The following is a 20,095-nucleotide window of genomic DNA, read 5'->3' as shown; positions in this document are numbered from 1 at the left end:
GCAAAGCGCAGCGTGCCCACGACTTCAGGCCGAAATCCCGAAACGATGGTGGGCACGGCGCCAAGGCGCTTTTGCCCACCCTACGGCACCGAGGTCGCGGCGCCTATTCGCGGCGGCCCTGCACCCACTGTTCCAGCATTTGCAGGCACATGGCGCGGTCGTCGTCGGAGGCCTTGGCGAAGGCCCGGTTGTAGTTTTCCTTGATCCAGGTCTCCTCGGCACCGGCGCTGTCGCGCGCCAGCGTCAGCCACATCAGGCCGCGCGCGGCCTGCCGCGGCAGGCGGTCGCCGTTGAACAGCATCTGGCCGAGCAGCGCCTGGGCCTCATGCTGGCCCTTCTGGGCGGCGAGGCCGAGCCAGCGCGCGCCATAGCGGAAATCCTCGCGCGAGGCGTCCGGCGTATTCAGGTACAGCCGGGCGAGATCGTATTGGGCGTCCGCGTTGCCGAAATAGGAGGCCGCGTAGGAGAACATCTCCCGCGCCCGGTCCTGGTCCGGCTTGATCTTCGAGTTCGGGATGCCGCTGAGATAGTAGCGGCCGAGCGCGACGAAGGCATTGGCCACGATCTGCGCCTGCGGCGCCGACGGGCTGTCCTCGGCATGCGCATTGGCGATCCGGCTGAAATATTCGAAGGCGCGCACGTCGTCCTGGGCCACGCCGTCGCCGTTGGCGTACATGCGGCCGAGCCTCCACTGCGCGATCGGATGGCCACCCTCGGCGGCATATTGCAGCGCGCTGAGCGAGGTCTCCTGGGTCGCCGCCGGAACCTTGCTGCGGACCGTCCCCGCAGTGCCCGGCAAGGTGGTCACGACCGGGATGGTGGCGTCCTTGTTGTTGGCCGGCGAGCCGTCGAAGGCAAACGCCGGCGCGGCCAGCGCACTGGCCCCCAACACAAACGCAACAATGGCACGCCTAGATGTCCGCATAACACTGCTTCTCGTGCGCGCCGCCCGGATGGGTCACTGCCCCACCGACCGCTGGTCCAACCTGCTGAGCATATTTCCAGAGCGCGCCCGTCGTGTGGTTAGTCGCGCGAGCGCTCCATTTGGTCTTGCGCTGGGCGAGCTCGGCATCGCTCAATTTTACGTTAAGAATTCCGGCAATTGCGTCGATCTCGATGATATCGCCGTCCTCCAGCAGCCCGATCGGGCCGCCGATGGCCGCTTCCGGCCCGACATGGCCGATGCAGAAGCCGCGGGTGGCGCCGGAGAAGCGGCCGTCGGTGATGAGCGCGATCTTGCCGCCCATGCCCTGGCCGGTCAGAGCCGCGGTGGTCTGGAGCATTTCCCGCATGCCGGGGCCGCCCTTGGGCCCCTCGTAGCGGATCACGATGACTTCGCCTTCCTTGTAGGTGCGCTTCTGGACCGCCTCGAAAGCATCCTCCTCGCGGTCGAAGCACCTGGCCGGACCGGTAAATTTGAGGTTGGACATTCCCGCGACTTTCACGATCGCACCTTCTGGCGCCAGATTGCCCTTCAGACCGACCACACCGCCAGTCACGGTGATGGGCTTGTCCGCCGGGTGCACCACATCCTGGTGCGGATTCCATTTCACGCTTTTGAGGTTTTCGGCGATCGTTCGACCGGTGACCGTAATGCAGTCGCCGTGGAGAAACCCGTTGTCGAGCAGCGTCTTCATCAGAAGCGGTATGCCACCTACTTCAAACATGTCTTTGGCGACATAACGGCCGCCCGGCTTCAAATCCGCGACATAAGGTGTCTTTTTGAAGATTTCGGCGACGTCGAACAGGTCGAACTTGATGCCGCACTCATGCGCGATCGCCGGCAGGTGCAGTGCAGCATTGGTCGAGCCACCAGAGGCGGCGACAACGGCGGCCGCATTCTCCAGCGCCTTGAGGGTCACGATGTCGCGCGGCCGGATATTCTGGGCGATCAGGTCCATCACCTTCTCGCCCGCGGTCATGCAGAAGGCGTCGCGGATTTCATAAGGGGCCGGCGCGCCGGCCGAGTAAGGCAGCGCCAGGCCAATGGCTTCAGAGACGGTCGCCATGGTGTTGGCGGTGAACTGCGCGCCGCAGGCGCCCGCCGACGGGCAGGCCACGCGCTCGATCTCGTCGAGGTCCTCGTCCGACATCGCGCCGACCGAGTGCTTGCCGACCGCCTCGAACATGTCCTGCACGGTGACCTGCTGCCCGCGGAAATTGCCGGGCAGGATCGAGCCGCCATAGATGAAGATCGAAGGCACGTTGAGGCGGACCATCGCCATCATCATGCCCGGCAGCGACTTGTCACAGCCGGCAAGGCCCACCAGCGCGTCATAGGCATGACCGCGCACGGTCAGCTCGACGGAATCGGCGATGCATTCGCGCGACGGCAGCGAGGAGCGCATGCCGTCATGGCCCATGGCGATGCCGTCGGTGACGGTGATGGTGCAGAATTCACGTGGCGTGCCGCCGGCGGACGCCACGCCCTTCTTCACCGCCTGCGCCTGGCGCATCAGGGAGATGTTGCAGGGAGCGGCCTCGTTCCAGCACGAGGCAACACCGACGAAGGGCTGGTGGATCTGCTCGGTGGTCAGACCCATGGCGTAGAAGTAGGACCGATGGGGCGCGCGCGTAGGGCCTTCCGTCACGTGACGGCTCGGCAGCCTCTGCTTGATGTTGGTCTTCGCGTCCATCGCGACCAGTTTCCTTGGCTAACCCTTGTCAGACCGGGAAAATCAGACCCAAGATTTGAATCGACCTTTTGGATCGACCTTGGGATTTCCCTTCGCCTGCCATGGGCGCACCGCAGCCCTAAACATTAGAGCGATTTTATTCATGTTCGGGTGTGGCCAAAAAGCGGCGTTGATACGAACGGACTGCGATAACGGTTAAATCGCCCGGAACTGTTGCATGGACGGCACAATCGTGGCCCGGAGGACACGGACTGGCTTACTTCGATACCTCGCGAAAATGAGGAGTCACAATCTCCGGTTTTGTGGCGGGCACGGCGCACCCGCGTTTGGTTCGGGGATTGAGCGCGGCCAGGTGAGTCGGCGTGTAACGCGCGCTCTCTCCTCCTCGTCATTGCGAGCGCAGCACTCGTAGGATGGGTAGAGCGAAGCGAAACCCATCACGCGCTCGCCTCGCGGAGGATGATGGGTCTCGCAAGGGCTCTACCCATCCTACGGCCGCAGGATCACGCAATCGGGCGCCGCGCCATTGCAGCACGTCGTCTCGCAGCCACTCACCAGCGACGCCACCGTCGCTTCCAGCGCGCGCAGTTCTGCGATCTTTCGCCGGATCGATCCGAGATGCGTCTCCGCGAAGGTCTTGGTCTCACTACAGGGCAATCGCTTCTGAACCGATGCGAGGATGTCGCGCGTCTCGTCGATCGAGAAGTCGAGCTCACGGCAGTGGCGGATCAAGCTGAGCGCTTTCAGATCGTCAACGCCATAGATGCGCTGGCCGCCTTGGCGCGCCGGCGGCGCAAGAAGACCGATGCTTTCGTAATAGCGGATGGTGGGGACCGAAACGCCGGCCGTGCTGGCGAGGACGCCAATTCGCATGGAAGCTCTCACTTTTCGCTTGAACCTCAAGTGGCTTGAGGGCGTAGCGATCCGGTCCACGACGCACAAGCATGAGGAGAATCACATGAGCGTTATTGGACCGTCCTGCAACATTCCGTCCGAGACATCGCCAGGATGCGGCTGCGCGGCGAAGACCGAACCAAGCGGAGGCAAGGCCGCTGGCACCGCTGTCGCGACCGCAGTTGTCGCCGCGGCCTGCACGGCGTGCTGTGTGCTGCCCTTCACATTGCCTGCCGTCGTGCTCGCCAGCGCAGGAAGCCTGATCGCGGTGCTCGACCACGCGCACGGGCTGATGACGAAGCTGTCGCTCGCCGTGGTGCTCTGCGCCTGGGGCTGGATCGTGTGGCGATCGCGGACGACGGGCCTGAAAATTCGATCGTCGGTGCTGGCGGCGATGTGCGCCGCGACCGTGCTGACGGCGACGGCGGCGCTGTGGCCGGTGCTGGAGCCAGTCGTCTTCCACGCCCTCGGGGTCGTCAAGAAACCGAAGCCGTCCGCGAACTGATGGACGCCCTGACCATCTTCGGGCTGCTGTCGGTCAGCGCCATGCTGCTGTTTTACGCGCTCGAGCCGCGCGGGCCGCACTATGTGCTGGCCTTCGCGGCGGCGTGCGCGCTGAGCGGGATCTACGGCTTTCTCCAGGGCGCCTGGCCGTTCGGGCTTGTCGAGACGGTCTGGACAGCGGTCGCCTTGCGGCGGTGGAGCAAGGTTCGGTAGATGGGGTAACGGGCCCCGGAGGCCTTCCAGTCAAGCCGCGCTAGCTACGGCGCTATTTTGATTGCGCGCGTCGCCCGGCTTGACTGGAAGGTTTGCGGTCGTCCCTCACATTGATGGTGTAGCGGAGTCGAGGCCTAAGCTTCGCTCCAAGCATCAAGGAGGAACGACCATGGACTACTATGCCGGAATCGACGTGTCATTGGAATGCTCCAGCGTGTGCATTGTCGACGCGAGCGGAAAGATCGTTCGGGAGGTCAAGGTTGCCAGCGAGCCTGTGGCGCTGATTGGCTGGTTCCGCTCGCTCGGGTTCGAACTCGCCAGGATCGGGCTGGAGGCCGGACCGCTGTCTCAGTGGCTTTATACAGCCATGAAGCACGAGGGCCTCGCGGTCGAGCTCCTGGAAACGCGGCACGTGAGCGATGCCTTCAAGGCGATGCCGGTGAAGTCGGACCGTAACGACGCCCGCAACATCGCGCAATTGATGCGGCTCGGCTGGTTCCGGCCGGTGCATTGCAAGTCGATGAGTGCCCAGGAGACCCGTGCGATGCTGACGGCGCGCAAGCTGATCCAGGCCAAGCTTCAGGACATCGAGAACAGCCTGCGCGGGATCCTGCGCGGCTTCGGATTGAAGGTTGGCAAAACGACGAAGCGCAGTTTTGCGGCACGCATCCGTGAGCTGGTGGCCGGCCATCCGGCCCTCGAGACGATCGCTACTGCGACGCTGGCGGTTCATGCAGTGCTACTGCGCGAGTTCAACGGCTTTGAGAAGCGGGTGCGGGCGATGTCGCTTTTGGATGCCAAAGCCAAGCTGCTGATGTCGACACCGGCCGTGGGACCGATCATCTCGCTGACCTTTGCCAGCGCCATCGATGACCCCTCGCGCTTCAACTCGGCGAAGCGCGCGGGACCGTTGTTCGGCTTGACGCCGAAGAAGTACCAGTCAGGCGAGACCGACTACTGCGGCCGCATCAGTAAAAATGGCGACGCCTCCGTGCGCGAGGCGCTCTATGAAGCCGCCCACATCATCCTGACCAAGCCGATCAAGGGCTGCGCGCCGCTCAAGAGCTGGGCCATGCGGATCGCCAAGCGCGCCGGCATGAACAAGGCCAAGGTAGCGTTAGCACGCAAGCTCGCCGTGATCATGCTGCGCATGCTCAAGGACAACGCACCGTTCAGGACGACTGCCATGGCTTAAAGCAAGAGCACACAGATTCGGGCGGGCATCACACCAGCCTCCCCGAAGCGAAGTCCCTTCGCCGGGACGATGGATCAGGCCAGGCCGTCATCCGGGTTGTCGACGCATCCGTCGATGCGATCACGCTTCCGTAGATTGGCCGACCTGCTCCTCTCTAGAACCCCATCAGGCGACGGCCACCGCGCCGATCCCGTACAGAAGCAGGTTCCCGGCGAGTGGACGACGCAAAAAGGGATTGACTAACCAGGGCCCGTTACAGAAGCCCGGATGGAGCGCTACTCAGGTCGACATCGCGCCCTTGCGCCCGAACGGATCGACCAGGCGGACGATCTCGCAGGTAGCGACGAGGCCGGCGAGCCAGGCAGCGCTGGTCAGGCCAATGCGCGTCACGATGGCGGCGGTGAAGGCGCCCCCGCCGCCGAGCAACGGCGTCACGGCAAACAGTGCGAGCTCGTAGACCGCATAGGCGGCGACGAGCGTGATCGCCAGCATCAGCGGCGTGCGGCCCTGCGGCAGCATGCGCAGGATGCCCGACGCAGCAATGGTCGCGAGAAGCGCAGCGGCTCCGATGACAAGGCCCCAGGTGATGGTGCTGCCATCGATGGGATAGTGCAGCACACCAAAGCCGATGCTCTGGTTCACGAGCCAGGCGCCGGTGACGACGAGCAGCGCCGGACGCAGCGGGAGCATCGCCGCGGCGACGACGGCGAAAGCCGCGAACGGCGTGGCACAAGCGAACGCAAAACTTGCGAGCGCGCATGACAATGTCAGCAGCACGAAGCCGAACATCGGCGCAAGCCGCGGCGCGACCGGATGGAGCCGCAGACGGTCGCCATGAGACGGCAGGATGTCGAGAGCCATGGATAATCTCCTTCTGTTTGAATTCTAGTCCATTTGAGGGCGTATGACAGCCCCACCCGAGGTCAGAACGTGGCGCCGGCCTTGAGCAGCCAGGTGCGGCCGGGCAGCGGATAGGCGCTGAAGCGGCCGTCAGTGAAGGTGCTTGCGATCGCATAGTCGTAGTAGAGCGCGTTCAGCACATTGTTGACGCTCAGCGACCAGAAATAGCGCTCGACCCGGCCGCTGAGCTTGAGGTCGATCGTGCCGTTGGCAGGGATCGGCTTCTGGGTTCCCGCCTGGTCGTTGTCCATCCGCCGCTCGCTCCAGAATCGGGCGGTGGCATCGAGCACCACATAGTTCTGCCAGATGTTCCAGGTGACACCCGCGCTGGCGGTGTAGCGCGACACCAGCGGCACGTCGTTGCCGGTCCAGACGCCTTCGCGGAAGACGGCCCGCGTCACGGCCATGCCGGAACGCAGCAGCAGCGTATCGTTGACGCGGTAGGACAGACTGGTCTCCGAACCGTAACGGCGGGTCGGATCGAGATTGGTGTTGTAGAACAGGATCGGGTTGAAATGGATCTCGTTGCTGAGATCCATCAGATAGAGGCTGCTCTGCAATTGCAGCCCGCCCGCCTTGATGCGCAGCCCGCCCTCGGCGTCCTGCGAGGTCTGGGTCTTGAGCTGGAACGTCTGCGGGATCGCTGCAAAGGTGAAGGGGTCGAACGACGGACCTGAAGACACGCGCTCGTCGACGTCGGGCGTGCGGAAGGCGCGCGCGGCACGGCCGAACAACGAGACCGTGTCATTGAGGCGATGCTCGGCCCCGAGATGCAGCGCGTATTGGGTCTCGTTGCTGCTGAGCGGAAGCGCGCCGATATCGGCGTTGAACGGGGCTGCCGGATCGAACTTGTCGCGTGCCGAAAGGCTGATGGTCTGCACCCGCGCGCCGTAGGAGACGTCAGTGGCCGGCGCGACGCCCAGTGTGTGCTGAAAATAGCCCGCAACCGTCTGCTGCCTGAGGTCGTAAGTGTGCCAGGGCGCGAGCCCCTGCCCGGCACCGCGGTTCTGCCGAAAGCTCGCATCGTAATAGTCGATGCCGGTCAACAGTTGCGACGGCAGTCCCAGCAGCAGGCTCTTCACGCTGAGCCGCGGCGTGATCGACCAGGTCGTCAGATCCGCGCCCACATAGGTCGACGTGAACAACGCGGGCACCGGAATCGGGCTCGCAAAGAACGCGCTCTGCTGCTTCTTGTCGCGCACGCCGCCATCGACGATGAGATCGACGCCGTTGACCAGGGTCTTGGTGAAGCCCGCGGTGGCGCTGAAGCCTTGCTGGTTGGCGTAGTTGAAGGGCGTGCTGGTCCCCCTTCGGGCGGTTGCGAGTTCGTCGAGGCCGATGGAGGGATCGACGGTGCGGCCGCCCGGCAACCGCAGTTCCTGATCGTCGCCTGTCACGGTCAGGAAAGCGGTCAGGCCCGATGTCGTGTAGTTGAGATTGCCGACACCGTTCTTCTGAACATAGCGATTGTTGTCGCGGTAGCCGTCGGTACTGACGGCATTGCCGTAGAACGAGGTCGACCACGGCCCGGAATTGAGCGACGTCGAGACGTTGGCAAGCCTGGTGTTGAACGAGCCGAAGCCGGCCTCGATGCGCGCGGCCACGGGCGGTGCGCCGACGCCGTTCCTGGTGACGATGTTGATCACGCCGCCGACCGCATTGTCGCCGTAGAGCACCGCGCCGGAATTGCCGCGCGTGACCTCGATGCGCTCGATCGAATTGAGCGGGATGGTGGAGAGGTCCACCTGCGCCATGTCGATGTCGTTCAGCCGCCGGCCGTTGACCAGCACCAGCGTGTTGGCGGTGGCGAAGGCGCCGAAGCCGCGCAAATCGACGCCGGTCTTCGCGGCGACCGGCCCGCCATAGAGCGTCGTGATCTGAGCGCCCGGGACTTGCACCGCGATGATCTCGGCGAGCGTCTGCGACGGCGCATGTGCGATGTCCGCGGCCGTGATCACGGTCGTGGCGGCCCCGACAATGCCGCCGTTGCCGGCGACGGCTTCACTGGCGGCGCCGGAGGAGCCGGCCGCCGGCGCTCCGCTCCGGGCGACATTCGCGGGCGCGCGCCGGCTCGTCGTATCGCCGTCGCCAGTGGCCCGGGCGCGCGTGCGGTTCGGATCGTCGGGCCTCGTCACTTCGATCGGCGGCAGCTGCTCGGCGACGGCTTGCTGCGCGCGGGCGATCGATGGATCAAGCGAATAAAGGGACGTGGTCGCGAACAGGCCGGCGCTGAGGCGCCTGGCGGCAGAGACAATACGGGACACAATTGTAACCTCGGTGTGACGTCAGTGGCACGTCACAGCGAACGAGGTTTCAGGTCGGAGCGATGGACTGCTCCGGTGAAACCAATGTCTGTACTCCCCGACCGACATCTTCGCGTGTGACCACGGCTGACGGCAGGTCTCCTGGCTCGCGGGTCGTTACCTCTGCGTCGCCTTCCCGGGACCGAGATTCCCAGTGGCATATGACGAGAGATTCACCGCTTACAGTTGCGGGGGCAGCCATGGCATTGAGAAAAATCCCGGAGTTGGGACATTCGCGCACCACGTTCCCTTTTGATCTCCGTGAGGAGAACCGTCACCGAGCAATCTACGAGCCGGGCAAGCAGGGAGTCAATCGGCCGGTTGCATGAGCGCCGAAGCCCCGCACCGAAGATTGAGCTGGCGCAATCAGGCAGGTTCCATTCCGAAGCGCGTCCGCACCACCGCCCGCTCGCCGGCATACGGGCAAGCTACGCTCGCCCTCTTGACCGCTGGGCCTGGGCCGCGGCCACGTCGTGCGTCGGGATGTCAGCGCGCTTGATCGGCATCAGTTGACCGGACGCGGAAATGATGGCGGTCTCCTCGCGGCGGCAGCGCGGGCACATGAAGCGGACTTCGTGCGGGGACGCCGACCAGCTCGCGCGTTTCACATTGGCGGCCATCGGCCAGGCCTCGCAATGCGAGCACGACACCAGAAACCGACCGGGATCAAGCATCCCCATTCCATTGGACTCCGTGACCTGCCTGCCTGTTCTAATGATGATCCGACGCAATCGTTCCGGTGCCGGGGCACCGTCAGTCCAGTCACGGGGGAACGGGCGCCGCTCAGCGCGCGCCCTTGAGCGTGCAGGACGTCGAGCAGGTCACGGTGTTGCCGTGGTCGCACGCCTTGCAGGCCGCAACGCACTGACTGATGTCGCGGGGATTGTACGGGCTGTAGGTCCGCAACGCGCAGACCGGGGTCGAGCCGGTGATGTCCTGCTCCTGGTTGCAGGCTGCTGTCATCAGCGCGAGCACGATCACCGCAAGCAGACGCATGGGAGGGCCCTGTGAGGCACGATCAAACGACATCCGCGAGTCGCGCTGCATTGCAACGAGCCCCCGGCATTCCCGCAGCGGAGCAACCCGGCAAACATCTCCACGCGTCAAGGATGCGTGACAAACGTTAAAAACGGATTTCGACTGCGCGGCACCGCAATGGTTCCACGCTTCATGCCGCGCTTTGCATGTCCGGCGCTTATGTCAGGATCGACCTCAAGCCGCAGCCTTGGTCGCAGCAGTCTTGGTCGCGTCGGCCTTGGTGGCAATCTCCTGCCGCAGATCGACCGCCAATTGGCGACACTGCTCCGCCAGCTTCAGATAGAACTCGCGCTTGGTGCTGTCGGTGGCGAGCTGGGTGATCAACTCGCATTCGGCGGTGAGCGTCTCGAACCGTTCCAGCCTGTCCTCAAGATCTGTCATCGGCGTATCCCCATCAAACGCCTCAAGGACAGCAAACCTAAGCCCGGGAAATAGGTCACGGCGAACATCGTTATGGAGTAGAATCAATTTTCGTCGGCGCAGGCGGCGTGGAGACACCGCCGCGGCCGCTTACTTCTGCTCCAGCCGCCAGGCACCGTCCCACCCTTCGTCCGGCGGGCTGGCCTCGAACTGCGCGATGCGGGCGAGCAGCGTGCGTGAGGGACCGTCGCCGGGGACGGCTTCGAGCGCGGCGTTGAAGGCGACGCGGGCCTCGTCGAAGCGGCGGGCGCGATAGGCAGCGAGGCCTTCGGCATAGCGCGCGCGCAGGCTCGCTTGCGCCGTGCTGAGATCGCCTGCCCTGCCCATCACCTCGAAGATCGGCTGCGGCACACTCTGGCCGGCGACCACGACATGGTCGATCTCGCGCAATTCGAGGTTCGATCCGATCGCAGCCGCCGTCGCCTGCGCGATCAGGATGCGGGTGCCGTAGGTCTTGTTGACGGCTTCCAGGCGCGAGGCGAGGTTCACGGCGTCGCCCATCACGGTAAAGCTCATCATCAGCTCGGAGCCGATGCTGCCGGTCAGGACCTCGCCGGTGGCAATGCCGATCCGCAAGTCGCACGGCGCCGGCATGGCGCGGATGCCGAGCAGGTCGGGCAATTGCTTCTGCAGCGCGGGCACCTGGTCGGCCATGTCGATGGCGGCGAAACAGGCGAGCAGCGCCGGCTCGTCCTCCTCGATGAAGGGCGGGCCCCAATAGGCCATGATGGCGTCGCCGATATATTTGTCGATCACGCCGCGGTGCATCCTGATCGGAGCAGACATCACCGTGAAGTAGTGGTTCATCACCTTGACGAGGCCGCGCGGGGTCATGCCCTCGCTCATCGAGGTGAAGCCGCTCATGTCGGAGAACATGATGGTCATCACCCGGCGCTGGCCATCAATGGCGACTTCGGGCCGGTCTATCAGACCCTGCACTACCTTGGGATCGACGTAGCGGCCGAAGGTCTCGCGGATGCGCTCGTTGTGCCGCAACTGCTCGGTCATACGGTTGAAGGCGGCGGCGAGCTCGCCGATCTCGTCCTGGGTCGAGACCGTGATGGTCTTGTCGAAGCGGCCCGCCTCGACCTCGCGGGTGCCGGCGAGCAAGAGGCGCACGGGCCGCGTGATGCCGCTGGAGACGAGCAGCGCGAAGGCAAATCCGACAATTGCTGCGAGCAGGGTCACGGCTCCCGACACGATGATCGCCTGATATTGCCGGCTGATCACCTGCGAGGTCGAGAAGAAGACCTGCGTCAGCATATCGGCGCGGATCGCATCGACCTTCCGGTTGAACGCATCGCGCATCGTGTCAAGCTGTTCCAGCGTGACCCGGGCCTCGGTCCTCTCCTTGGCCTCCACCTGCTTGAGAAGTCTCGCATTGCCCTCGTCAAGATCGCGGCGCAGCTCGGTGACGGCGTTCTCGATGCGGACGTCGAGCCGGGCCAGCGCGGCATTGTCGGAATAGGTTCTGGGATCCTCAATGATGGCGTTGATGAGCTTACGCGCCGTTTCGGCCTCCTCCTCGAACTTGCGGTCCAAGGCATTGAAGTCGCGAAGCCGCGCCGCATAGGCGTCCTCGTCCGACGGCGACTCCATCCGGGTCATGACCATCCGCCGTAGCGACAGCGCCCGCTCCAGAGAGCGGATATTGGCCCGCGCCAGATGGCTATAGGCCGGGATGTAGCGATCGGTCAGCTCGCCGAGGAGGACGCCGACCTGGCTCGACATCACCATCGACAGGATCGAGGTGACGAGCATCAGGACGATCAATCCGAGGGCGATGCCGACGATTTTGCGCCGGATCGACTGGTTGAAAAGCGGCATGGGGGCTGGGCAAACGCTGAAAGGAGGTTCAGGGAACTCATTACACCGGATTTCGCCGCGGGAACACGCGCAATCTGTCCGTTCACGGCGCCGTGGGCCGTGCGCAACCGTCGCGCGAGCCCCATTCGTTAACAAAGGTTAAAATCGCTGTCTTTTCCGATTTCGGAAGTTCCAGAGTTCCCATCTGTATTTTGCCGCATTGTTGCGGGAGCGTGAGAAATGCGAAACGATGTCGCGACATCGTCTGGTTGTCGTCTTTGATTCTCGAGCCGCATGTCGTCGCGGACTTTGGTTTGTACTGGTTTCGCAGGGGGACCACGCAATGAACCAGTGCCTACGCTCGCTCGCGTGTGTCGTTGCCGTGGCCGCGATGGCCCTCCTTCCCGCCGAGCTGGCGGCTAAGAGCAGTCACAAATCGTCCGCGTCGAAGAAGACGCATGAGGCGAAAGCAGGCAAGCAGCGTCACGCTGCGGCGAAGTCGCGCCACGGCAAGCACGCCGAAGCCAAACGCAAGTCGAAGAGCGACGACGAGGCCTCGGACAAGCCGGCGGCGCCGCCGCTCACCGGCGATCTCGCCGCGCTGAAGGACGCGATCGATCTAGCGCGCAAGGGCAAGACCGATGAGGCGAGCGCGGCGCGCGAGCGCATTGCCGATCCCGCCGGGCAGAAGCTGGCCGACTGGTTCATGCTGCGCCATTCCGAGAGCACCGCGAATTTCAAGCGCTACGCCGCCTTCCTCGCCGCCAATCCGGACTGGCCGAGCCGCGCCCTGCTCCGCCGCCGCGCCGAGGCGCGGCTGTGGCAGGAGAAGAGCGATGCGGCCATCGTGCACAAATTCACCATGGACCGGCCGACCAGCGCCAAGGGCAAGTTCGCGCTCGCCCGCGTGCTACTCGCTGAAGGCGACAGCGACAGAGCCGCGCGTCTCGTCCGCGAGGCCTGGCGCACCGACGAGTTGTCGGAACGCAGCGAGGAGGATTCTTACGAAGCGTTCCGCGATCTGCTGACTGCAGACGACCATCGCGCCCGCATGGACAAGCGCCTTGGCGCCAAGGACTATGCCGGTGCGCGGCGCGCCGCCAAGCGCCTCGGCGAGGATGCGCTTGCGATCGTGAAGGCCTGCGCCGCTGTCACCGGCAAGGCCAGCAAAGCCAAGGACTATCTCGAGGACGTCTCGACCGAAGCGCGCCGCGATCTCGGCTATGTTCTCTGCCGCGCGCAATGGCATCTCCAGAACGACCGCATCGACGACGCAGCCGAGGTGATTTTGGCCGCCGCGCCCGACACGATGGCGGCGCAGGACACCGACGCCTGGTGGCGCGAGCGGCGCCTGCTCGCGCGCAAGTTGCTCGACCAGGGCAAGTCGAAAACCGCCTACGACGTGGTTCGCACGGCGGCCGTCCCGGCCATGGAAGTCTACCGGGTCGACCATCATTTCATGTGCGGCTGGATCGCGCTGCGCTATCTCGACGATCCCAGGACGGCGCTGGCTCACTTCGCCGCCATCGACGAAGGCTCCACCAATCCGCTCGCGCTGTCGCGTGCGCATTACTGGCGCGGCCGCGCCGCCGAGGCGATGAATGCAGCGGCAGACGCGCGCCAGAGCTATCAGGCCGCGGCGCGCTATCCGACCGCCTATTACGGCCAGCTGGCCCGCGCGAAGCTCGGCCTCGACCGCATCGAGCTTCGTCCGCCCTCGCCCGTGCTGGCCGCAGCCGACACCCCGCCCTCGGACGAGCGCGTGCGCGCCGCCGAGATGCTCTACGGCATCGGCGAGCGCGACATGGTGTTCACCTACGCCGAGGACTTCGCCAGGGAGAGCACCGACGTTGCGGCGCTGGAGGCGCTCGGCGAACTCGCCAGCCGTCGCAACGATGCGCGCGTGATGCTGGAGGTCGGCAAGTCGGCGCTGGCGCGCGGGCTCGCGCTCGACCACTACGCCTTCCCGACCATCGGCATCCCCGAGCACAAGCAGGTCGCGCCCGCGATCGAGACCAGCGTGATCTATTCGGTAGCGCGCACCGAGAGCTCGTTCGACCAGCGCGACAAGTCGCCCGCCAACGCCGTCGGCCTGATGCAGGTGACGCCGGAAGCGGGCCGCGACACCGCGAAGCGCTTCGGCCTGACCTATGACTGGGACAAGATGGTCTCCGATCCCGTCTACAACACGCAGATGGGCGCGGCCGAGCTCAGCGCGCTGCTGTCGGAATATCGCGGCAACCAGATCATGACCTTCGCCGGCTACAATGCCGGCCGCGGACGTGTCCGCGAATGGGTGCAGGCGCGAGGCGACCCACGTGATCCCAAAATCGATCCGGTCGACTGGGTCGAGCGGATTCCACTGTCGGAGACGCGCAACTACGTCCAGCGCGTGATCGAGAACGTGCTGGTCTACCGCGCGCGGTTCGAGGGCAGCGGCGCGGTCGCCGGCAAGAGCGACCAGCGCGTGGTGACGAAGGATGCCGCTGCGGTGGCGGCGCCCGTAGAATAAACACCGGATTCGTAGGGTGGACTAGCCCAAGGCGTAATCCACCTCTTCTCGTGCAGCAAAGAAGGTGGTGGATTACGCTTCGCTAATCCACCCTACGCAGCGACGTCCCCGCTCACTCCACCTTGATGTTCGCCGCCTTGATGATCGGCCACCATTTGGCGATCTCGGCCTTCTGGCGCGCACCGAGCGCTTCGGGCGTGAGTTGATCCTGCGGCGTCATCTCGAGGCCCTGGCTTTCGAGCTGCTTCCTCACGGCGGGATCGTTCAGCGCCTCCACGGCTGCGGCGTTGAGCCTGGTGACGATCTCCTTCGGCGTGCCCTTCGGCACCCACAGGCCAGACCACAGCGTCATGTTGAAGCCCTTGAGCCCCGCCTCCCCCGCGGTCGGAATCTCGGGCGCCGAGGCGAGGCGCTTGTCGTCGGTGATGGCGTAGGCGCGGATGGTGCCGGCGCGGACCTGGGTGATGGAGTTCGAGGTCTGGTCGACGATGACGTCGATCTGGCCTGCGATGAGATCGTTCAGCGCGGGCGCAGTGCCACGGTACGGCACGTATTGCAGCTTGATGCCGGACACGCTCTCGAAATAGACGCCGGCGATGTGGCTGCCGGAGCCTGCGCCGGCCGTGCCCGCGGTCGGCGGCGACGGCCGCGACTTCAGCCATTCGATCAACTCTTTCAGCGAGGTCGCGGGCACTGCGGTCTTGCTGACGACGATCATGGGGTTGCTGGGCAGCAGCACCACCGGTTCGAGATCGGCGACGAGATCGTATTTGAGCTTGTAGACGGCGCCGTTGGCAACGTGGGTGCCGAGATGGCCGAACGAGACAGTGTAGCCGTCCGGCGCCGACTGCACGGCGCGGCCGACGCCGATGGAGCCGCCCGCGCCGGTAACGTTTTCGATCACCAGCGGCTGGCCGAGCGACGTCCGCATCCGCTCGGCCAGCACGCGCGCCATCGCATCGGACGGACCACCGGCCGCGAACGGCACGATGACGGTGATGGGATGTGAGGGATAGTCGTCGGCGCGCGCGGCGCCGGTGAACACGACAATGCCGATCAGCGCAGCCCAGGCGGCCTTCTTCATTGTTTTCTCCCAGCGATGTCATTTTTGTTTTTCTTTACCTCGCCCCGCTTGCGGGGAGAGGTCGAATTGCGAAGCAATTCGGGTGAGGGGTACAGGTCTCACGAATATCTCATTCGTGGAGAGAGGCCCCTCACCCCACCCTCCCAGCGCGAGCGAAGCTCGTCGCGCCCCCGTAAGAACGGGGCGAGGGGGAAGCAAGTCAGAACTGCGCGTAGTCGATCGGCTTGTGGCGATCGAGGGTACGGGTGACCGGCGGCAGCGGATATTTCAGGCCGATGGCACAGTTGAACAGCATCACGCGATCGGTCTTGCTGACGCGGCCGTCGGCGAGGCTGTCCTTGTAGGCGGCGTAGGTCGCGGCGCCCTCGGGGCACAGCAGCAGCCCCTCCTCGCGCGCCACCTCGTTCAGCGCGGCCGAGATCTTGTCGTCGTCGACCGCTATCGCAAAGCCCTTGCTCTGCCGCACCGCGCGCAAAATCAGAAAGTCGCCGATCGCCTGCGGCACGCGGATGCCCGACGCGATGGTGTGAGCGTCTTCCCAGCGCGTCGCATGCTCGGTGCCGGCCTCATAGGCGCGCACCATCGGCGCGCAACCGGAGGCCTGCACCGCAACCATGCGCGGACGCTTGCTGCCGATGAAGCCGATCTTCTCCAGCTCGTCGAAAGCCTTCCACATGCCGATCAGGCCGGTGCCGCCGCCGGTCGGATAGAAGATCACGTCGGGCACGTCCCAGCCGAGCTGCTCGGCGAGCTCCAGGCCCATCGTCTTCTTGCCTTCGATGCGATACGGCTCCTTCAGCGTCGATGTGTCGAACCAGCCGACCTTGGCCTTGCCCTCGCCGACGATCTTGCCGCAATCGTCGATATAGCCGTTGACGCGGTAGACGGTCGCGCCCTGCAGCTCGATCTCGCTGACATTCACCTCAGGCGTATCCGCCGGGCAGAAGATCGTGGTCTTGATGCCGCACGAGGTCGCGTAGGCCGCGAGCGCCGCGCCGGCATTGCCGTTGGTCGGCATCGCCATATGCTTGATGCCGAGCGCCTTGCCCATCGACACCGCCATCACGAGGCCGCGTGCCTTGAACGAGCCGGTCGGCAGCCGTCCCTCGTCCTTGACGATGATCTCACCGCCGCCGAGCTTCTTGCCGAGCTTGGGCAGCCGGATCAGCGGCGTGGTGACTTCACCGAGCGAGACGATGTCCTGGCATTTGCGCACCGGCAGCAGTTCGCGGTAGCGCCACATGTCGGCGGGACGCTGTGCCAGCGCGTCCTTGGTCAGCGCGGTCTTCACGCCGGCGAGGTCGTAGCGCACCAAGAGCGGCTTGCCGGCCTTGGAGAGATTGTGGACCTGATCAGCGGCGTAATGATCGCCCTCCATCGCGCATTCAAGATGGGTGACGAAGGTCGGGCGTTCGATGGTGAGATTGTCGTTGTCGTGCATGGGGTGTTTCCCGATTTTTGTTCTACTTGGTTGCTGTTGAACTCGTCACCCTGAGGTGCCGAAGCGAAGCGGAGGCCTCGAAGGGCGACGAGCCCGACTGCTACATCTCGGCCGTGCATCCTTCGAGGCTCGCCCAGCGGCGCAATTGCGCCGCAAGGCTCGCAACTCCAGCGACAAACGGCTTTGCCGTTTGCGAAGGGATGACGGCTTTGGCATCAAATATTCAGCACCCGCCCATAGGCGTCCAGCACGGCTTCCTTCATCATCTCCGACAGGGTCGGATGCGGGAATATCGTGTGCATCAGCTCTTCTTCCGTCGTCTCCAGATTCATGGCGACGACGTAACCCTGGATCAGCTCGGTGACTTCGGCACCGACCATGTGCGCCCCGAGCAGCTGACCGGTCTTCTTGTCGAAGATCACCTTGACCAGGCCTTGGTCCTCGCCGAGCGCGATCGCCTTGCCGTTACCGACGAAGGGGAAGCGGCCGACGCGGATCTCGCGGCCCCCCTCCTTGGCCTTGGCTTCGGTCAGACCGACCGAGGCGACCTGCGGATTGCAATAGGTGCAGCCGGGGATCAGGAGCTTGTCCATGGCATGCGGATGCAGGCCCTTGATGGCCTCGACGCAGATCACGCCCTCATGCTCGGCCTTGTGAGCCAGCATGGGCGGTCCCGCGACGTCGCCGATGGCGTAGATGCCGGGAATGTTGGTCTTGCCGTAGCCATCGATCACGATGCAGCCGCGGTCAGTCTTCACACCCAGTTTTTCGAGGCCGAGATTCTCGATGTTGCCGACCACGCCGACCGCCGAGATCACGCGCTCGAACTCGGTGGTGACGGGCTTGCCCTTGCCGTCGTCGATGGTGGCGACGACGCTGTCGGCCTTCTTCTCGAGCTTGGTCACCTTGGTCGAGGACATGATCTTGATGCCCTGCTTCTCCAGCCGCTTGCGCGCGAGGCCCGCGATCTCGGCGTCCTCGACCGGGAGTATCTGCGGCAGCACCTCGACCACGGTCACGTCGGAGCCCATCGTGCGGAAGAACGAGGCGAACTCGATGCCGATCGCGCCGGAGCCGACCACCAGCAGCGACTTCGGCATCTTCTCCGGCACCATCGCCTCGAAATAGGTCCAGATCAGCTTCTTGTCGGGCTCGAGCCCCGGCAGCACGCGCGGCCGCGCGCCGGTCGCGACGATGATATGCTTGGCCTGGTAGCTCCCCTCGCCGAGCACGCCCTTCGGCGCCTCGGCGTCGGATTTCTTCACGGTGACCTTGCCGGGCGCGTCGATCGAGGCGGCGCCCCAGATCACGCTGACCTTGTTCTTCTTCATCAGGAAGCCGACGCCGTCGTTCAGCCGCTTGGAGACGCCGCGCGAGCGCTGCACCACCGCCTTCGGATCGAACGAGATGTTGTCCGCCGACAGGCCGTAATCCTTGGCGTGCTGCATGTAGTGGTAGATCTCGGCGGAGCGCAGCAGCGCCTTGGTCGGGATGCAGCCCCAGTTCAGGCAAATGCCGCCGAGATAGGATTTCTCGACGATCGCGGTCTTGAGACCGAGCTGCGCGGCGCGGATCGCGGCGACGTAGCCGCCGGGGCCGGAGCCGATGATGATGACGTCGAAGGATGTGTCGGCCATTGCGGCTCCCATTCAACTGAACTTCGCAGGGTGGGCAAAGCGAAGCGTGCCCACCGCCTTCCAACGCTATGAAATAAGGTGGGCACGGCGCGCTTCGCGCCTTTGCCCACCCTACGAATTCACCGTTCCCGGCTCACACCATCATCATGACGGGATTTTCGATCAGCTGCTTGAAGGCGCCGATCAGCTCGGCGCCGAGCGCGCCGTCGATGGCGCGGTGATCGCAGGACAGGGTCACGCTCATCATGTGCGCGATCTCGATCTTGCCGCCGCGCACGACGGGACGCTCCTCGCTGGTACCGACCGCCAGGATGGTTGCATGCGGCGGGTTGATCACGGCGGTGAAATGGCTGATGCCGTACATGCCGAGGTTCGAGACGGCGGTGGTGCCGCCCTGGTATTCCTCAGGCTTCAATTTGCGGGAACGCGCGCGCGCGGCAAAATCCTTCATCTCGTTGGAGATGGTCGAGAGCGTCTTGGTCTCGGCCTTGCGGATGATCGGCGTGATCAGGCCGCCGGGCATCGCCACGGCAACACCGACGTCGGAATGGTGATGCTTGACCATGCCGCTTTCGGTCCAGCTGACGTTGCAGTTCGGGATCTTCTGCAGCGCCACCGCCATCGCCTTGATGACGAAGTCGTTGACCGAGATCTTGTAGAGCGGCTTCTTCTCCTTGTCCTTCGGTGCAGCGGCGTTGATCTCCTCGCGCGCGGCGAGCAGCTTGCCGATGTCGCAGTCGATGGTGAGGTAGAAGTGCGGGACGTTCTGGATCGACGCGGTCAGGCGCTGCGCAATGGTCCGGCGCATGCCGTCGTGGGGGATGATCTCGTAGGAACCTGGCTCGAACAGCGACAGGATCTGCTTGTCCGACATGGTCGGCGCGATCGAGGGCGCACCGCCGGACGGTGCCGCCGCGGGCGCCTTGAGGCCCTTGCCGGACTTGGCCTGCTCGACGTCGCGGGCGACCACGCGGCCGTGCGGGCCCGTGCCTGACACCATCGACACGTCGATGCCGGCGTCCTTGGCGAGACGGCGGGCGAGCGGCGACGAGAACACGCGGCCGCCATGGCCGTTGCTCTGCGCGGCGGGAGCAGCGGCCTGCGGTGCCGCAGCAGCGGGCGGCGGTGCAGCCTTGGGGGCGGCAGGCGCAGCGGCCGGAGCCGGCGCGGCAGCGGGAGCCTCTGCAGCTTTCTCGGTGGCTTTCGGCGGTGCAGCCGACGCGCTGGGTTTCGCGCTACCTGCGGCCTTCACGTCCTCGCCCTCGCCGGCGAGCACCGCGATCACGTCGTTGACCGGGACGTCCTGCGTGCCCTCGGGTACGAGGATTTTGGCGATCGTGCCCTCGTCGATGGCCTCGACCTCCATGGTCGCCTTGTCGGTCTCGATCTCGGCGATGACGTCGCCGGATTTGACCTTGTCGCCTTCCTTCTTCAGCCACTTGGCGAGGTTGCCCTTCTCCATCGTCGGCGAGAGAGCGGGCATCAGGATGTTGATGGGCATGCTGACCTCAA

17 protein-coding genes and 1 riboswitch are annotated in these 20,095 nt (G+C 64.9%); of the genes, 4 read left to right on the top strand and 13 right to left on the bottom strand.

Features of this window, described 5'->3' with window-relative positions; genetic code table 11:
- Positions 1 to 103: 103 nt before the first annotated feature.
- From F8237_RS31840 to F8237_RS31830, 3 genes are all read right to left on the bottom strand, one after another.
- Complete coding sequence (locus F8237_RS31840; protein ID WP_151650043.1) at positions 104 to 925, bottom strand: tetratricopeptide repeat protein; 822 nt, start codon at positions 923 to 925, stop codon at positions 104 to 106.
- The gene (gene ilvD / locus F8237_RS31835; protein ID WP_151650042.1) at positions 912 to 2,636 is read right to left on the bottom strand and encodes a dihydroxy-acid dehydratase; all 1,725 of its coding nucleotides are present in this window, start codon (positions 2,634 to 2,636) and stop codon (positions 912 to 914) included. Before ilvD ends, F8237_RS31840 begins: the two co-directional genes overlap by 14 nt.
- A gap of 489 nt (positions 2,637 to 3,125) precedes the next feature.
- Positions 3,126 to 3,509 (bottom strand): MerR family transcriptional regulator, encoded by a 384-nt coding sequence (locus F8237_RS31830; RefSeq protein ID WP_151650041.1) that lies wholly within the window; start codon positions 3,507 to 3,509, stop codon positions 3,126 to 3,128.
- Between the two features lie 85 nt (positions 3,510 to 3,594).
- On the opposite strand from F8237_RS31830, the gene F8237_RS31825 reads away from it, so the two are divergent.
- The 3 genes from F8237_RS31825 to F8237_RS31815 all read left to right on the top strand — a co-directional run bounded on the left by F8237_RS31825 (position 3,595) and on the right by F8237_RS31815 (position 5,442).
- The gene (locus tag F8237_RS31825) at positions 3,595 to 4,035 is read left to right on the top strand and encodes a hypothetical protein (protein WP_151650040.1); all 441 of its coding nucleotides are present in this window, start codon (positions 3,595 to 3,597) and stop codon (positions 4,033 to 4,035) included.
- On the top strand, positions 4,035 to 4,247 hold the full coding sequence (locus F8237_RS31820) for a hypothetical protein (RefSeq protein WP_151650039.1): 213 nt from the start codon (positions 4,035 to 4,037) through the stop codon (positions 4,245 to 4,247). The genes F8237_RS31825 and F8237_RS31820 overlap by 1 nt, the downstream gene beginning before the upstream one ends.
- Before the next feature lie 169 nt (positions 4,248 to 4,416).
- The gene (locus tag F8237_RS31815) at positions 4,417 to 5,442 is read left to right on the top strand and encodes an IS110 family RNA-guided transposase (protein WP_151650038.1); all 1,026 of its coding nucleotides are present in this window, start codon (positions 4,417 to 4,419) and stop codon (positions 5,440 to 5,442) included.
- A gap of 279 nt (positions 5,443 to 5,721) precedes the next feature.
- Here the strand turns inward: F8237_RS31815 and F8237_RS31810 are convergent, their stop codons facing one another.
- The 6 genes from F8237_RS31810 to F8237_RS31785 form a co-directional block, all read right to left on the bottom strand.
- Positions 5,722 to 6,303: a hypothetical protein gene (locus tag F8237_RS31810; RefSeq protein WP_151650037.1), complete on the bottom strand. Its 582-nt coding sequence runs from the start codon at positions 6,301 to 6,303 to the stop codon at positions 5,722 to 5,724.
- A 62-nt stretch (positions 6,304 to 6,365) separates the two neighbouring features.
- A complete protein-coding gene (locus F8237_RS31805; protein WP_151650036.1) occupies positions 6,366 to 8,606 on the bottom strand; it encodes a TonB-dependent receptor in 2,241 nt (746 codons plus the stop codon).
- A gap of 114 nt (positions 8,607 to 8,720) precedes the next feature.
- Positions 8,721 to 8,935, bottom strand: a riboswitch (cobalamin riboswitch).
- Positions 8,936 to 9,073: 138 nt separating this feature from the next.
- Positions 9,074 to 9,319, bottom strand: coding sequence for a hypothetical protein (locus tag F8237_RS31800; RefSeq protein WP_244626029.1), 246 nt, complete (start codon positions 9,317 to 9,319; stop codon positions 9,074 to 9,076).
- Positions 9,320 to 9,428: 109 nt separating this feature from the next.
- Positions 9,429 to 9,641: a hypothetical protein gene (locus tag F8237_RS31795; RefSeq protein ID WP_151650034.1), complete on the bottom strand. Its 213-nt coding sequence runs from the start codon at positions 9,639 to 9,641 to the stop codon at positions 9,429 to 9,431.
- Positions 9,642 to 9,857: 216 nt separating this feature from the next.
- Positions 9,858 to 10,064, bottom strand: coding sequence for a hypothetical protein (locus F8237_RS31790; protein WP_151650033.1), 207 nt, complete (start codon positions 10,062 to 10,064; stop codon positions 9,858 to 9,860).
- A gap of 129 nt (positions 10,065 to 10,193) precedes the next feature.
- Positions 10,194 to 11,930: an adenylate/guanylate cyclase domain-containing protein gene (locus F8237_RS31785; protein WP_151650032.1), complete on the bottom strand. Its 1,737-nt coding sequence runs from the start codon at positions 11,928 to 11,930 to the stop codon at positions 10,194 to 10,196.
- A 322-nt stretch (positions 11,931 to 12,252) separates the two neighbouring features.
- On the opposite strand from F8237_RS31785, the gene F8237_RS31780 reads away from it, so the two are divergent.
- On the top strand, positions 12,253 to 14,421 hold the full coding sequence (locus tag F8237_RS31780; protein WP_151650031.1) for a lytic transglycosylase domain-containing protein: 2,169 nt from the start codon (positions 12,253 to 12,255) through the stop codon (positions 14,419 to 14,421).
- A gap of 112 nt (positions 14,422 to 14,533) precedes the next feature.
- Here the strand turns inward: F8237_RS31780 and F8237_RS31775 are convergent, their stop codons facing one another.
- From F8237_RS31775 to F8237_RS31760, 4 genes are all read right to left on the bottom strand, one after another.
- A complete protein-coding gene (locus F8237_RS31775; RefSeq protein ID WP_151650030.1) occupies positions 14,534 to 15,505 on the bottom strand; it encodes a tripartite tricarboxylate transporter substrate binding protein BugD in 972 nt (323 codons plus the stop codon).
- A 199-nt stretch (positions 15,506 to 15,704) separates the two neighbouring features.
- Positions 15,705 to 16,946 (bottom strand): threonine synthase, encoded by a 1,242-nt coding sequence (locus F8237_RS31770; protein WP_151650029.1) that lies wholly within the window; start codon positions 16,944 to 16,946, stop codon positions 15,705 to 15,707.
- 215 nt (positions 16,947 to 17,161) lie between these two features.
- A complete protein-coding gene (lpdA, locus tag F8237_RS31765; protein ID WP_151650028.1) occupies positions 17,162 to 18,583 on the bottom strand; it encodes a dihydrolipoyl dehydrogenase in 1,422 nt (473 codons plus the stop codon).
- Between the two features lie 133 nt (positions 18,584 to 18,716).
- Positions 18,717 to 20,084: a pyruvate dehydrogenase complex dihydrolipoamide acetyltransferase gene (locus F8237_RS31760; protein ID WP_151650027.1), complete on the bottom strand. Its 1,368-nt coding sequence runs from the start codon at positions 20,082 to 20,084 to the stop codon at positions 18,717 to 18,719.
- Positions 20,085 to 20,095: the final 11 nt, after the last annotated feature.

Origin of the sequence: Bradyrhizobium betae, from assembly GCF_008932115.1 — a bacterium.
Classification (GTDB): Bacteria; Pseudomonadota; Alphaproteobacteria; order Rhizobiales; family Xanthobacteraceae; genus Bradyrhizobium; species Bradyrhizobium betae.
The sequence above is the reverse complement of the archived record's forward strand: the minus strand, read 5'-3'. Positions and strand labels throughout refer to the sequence as shown.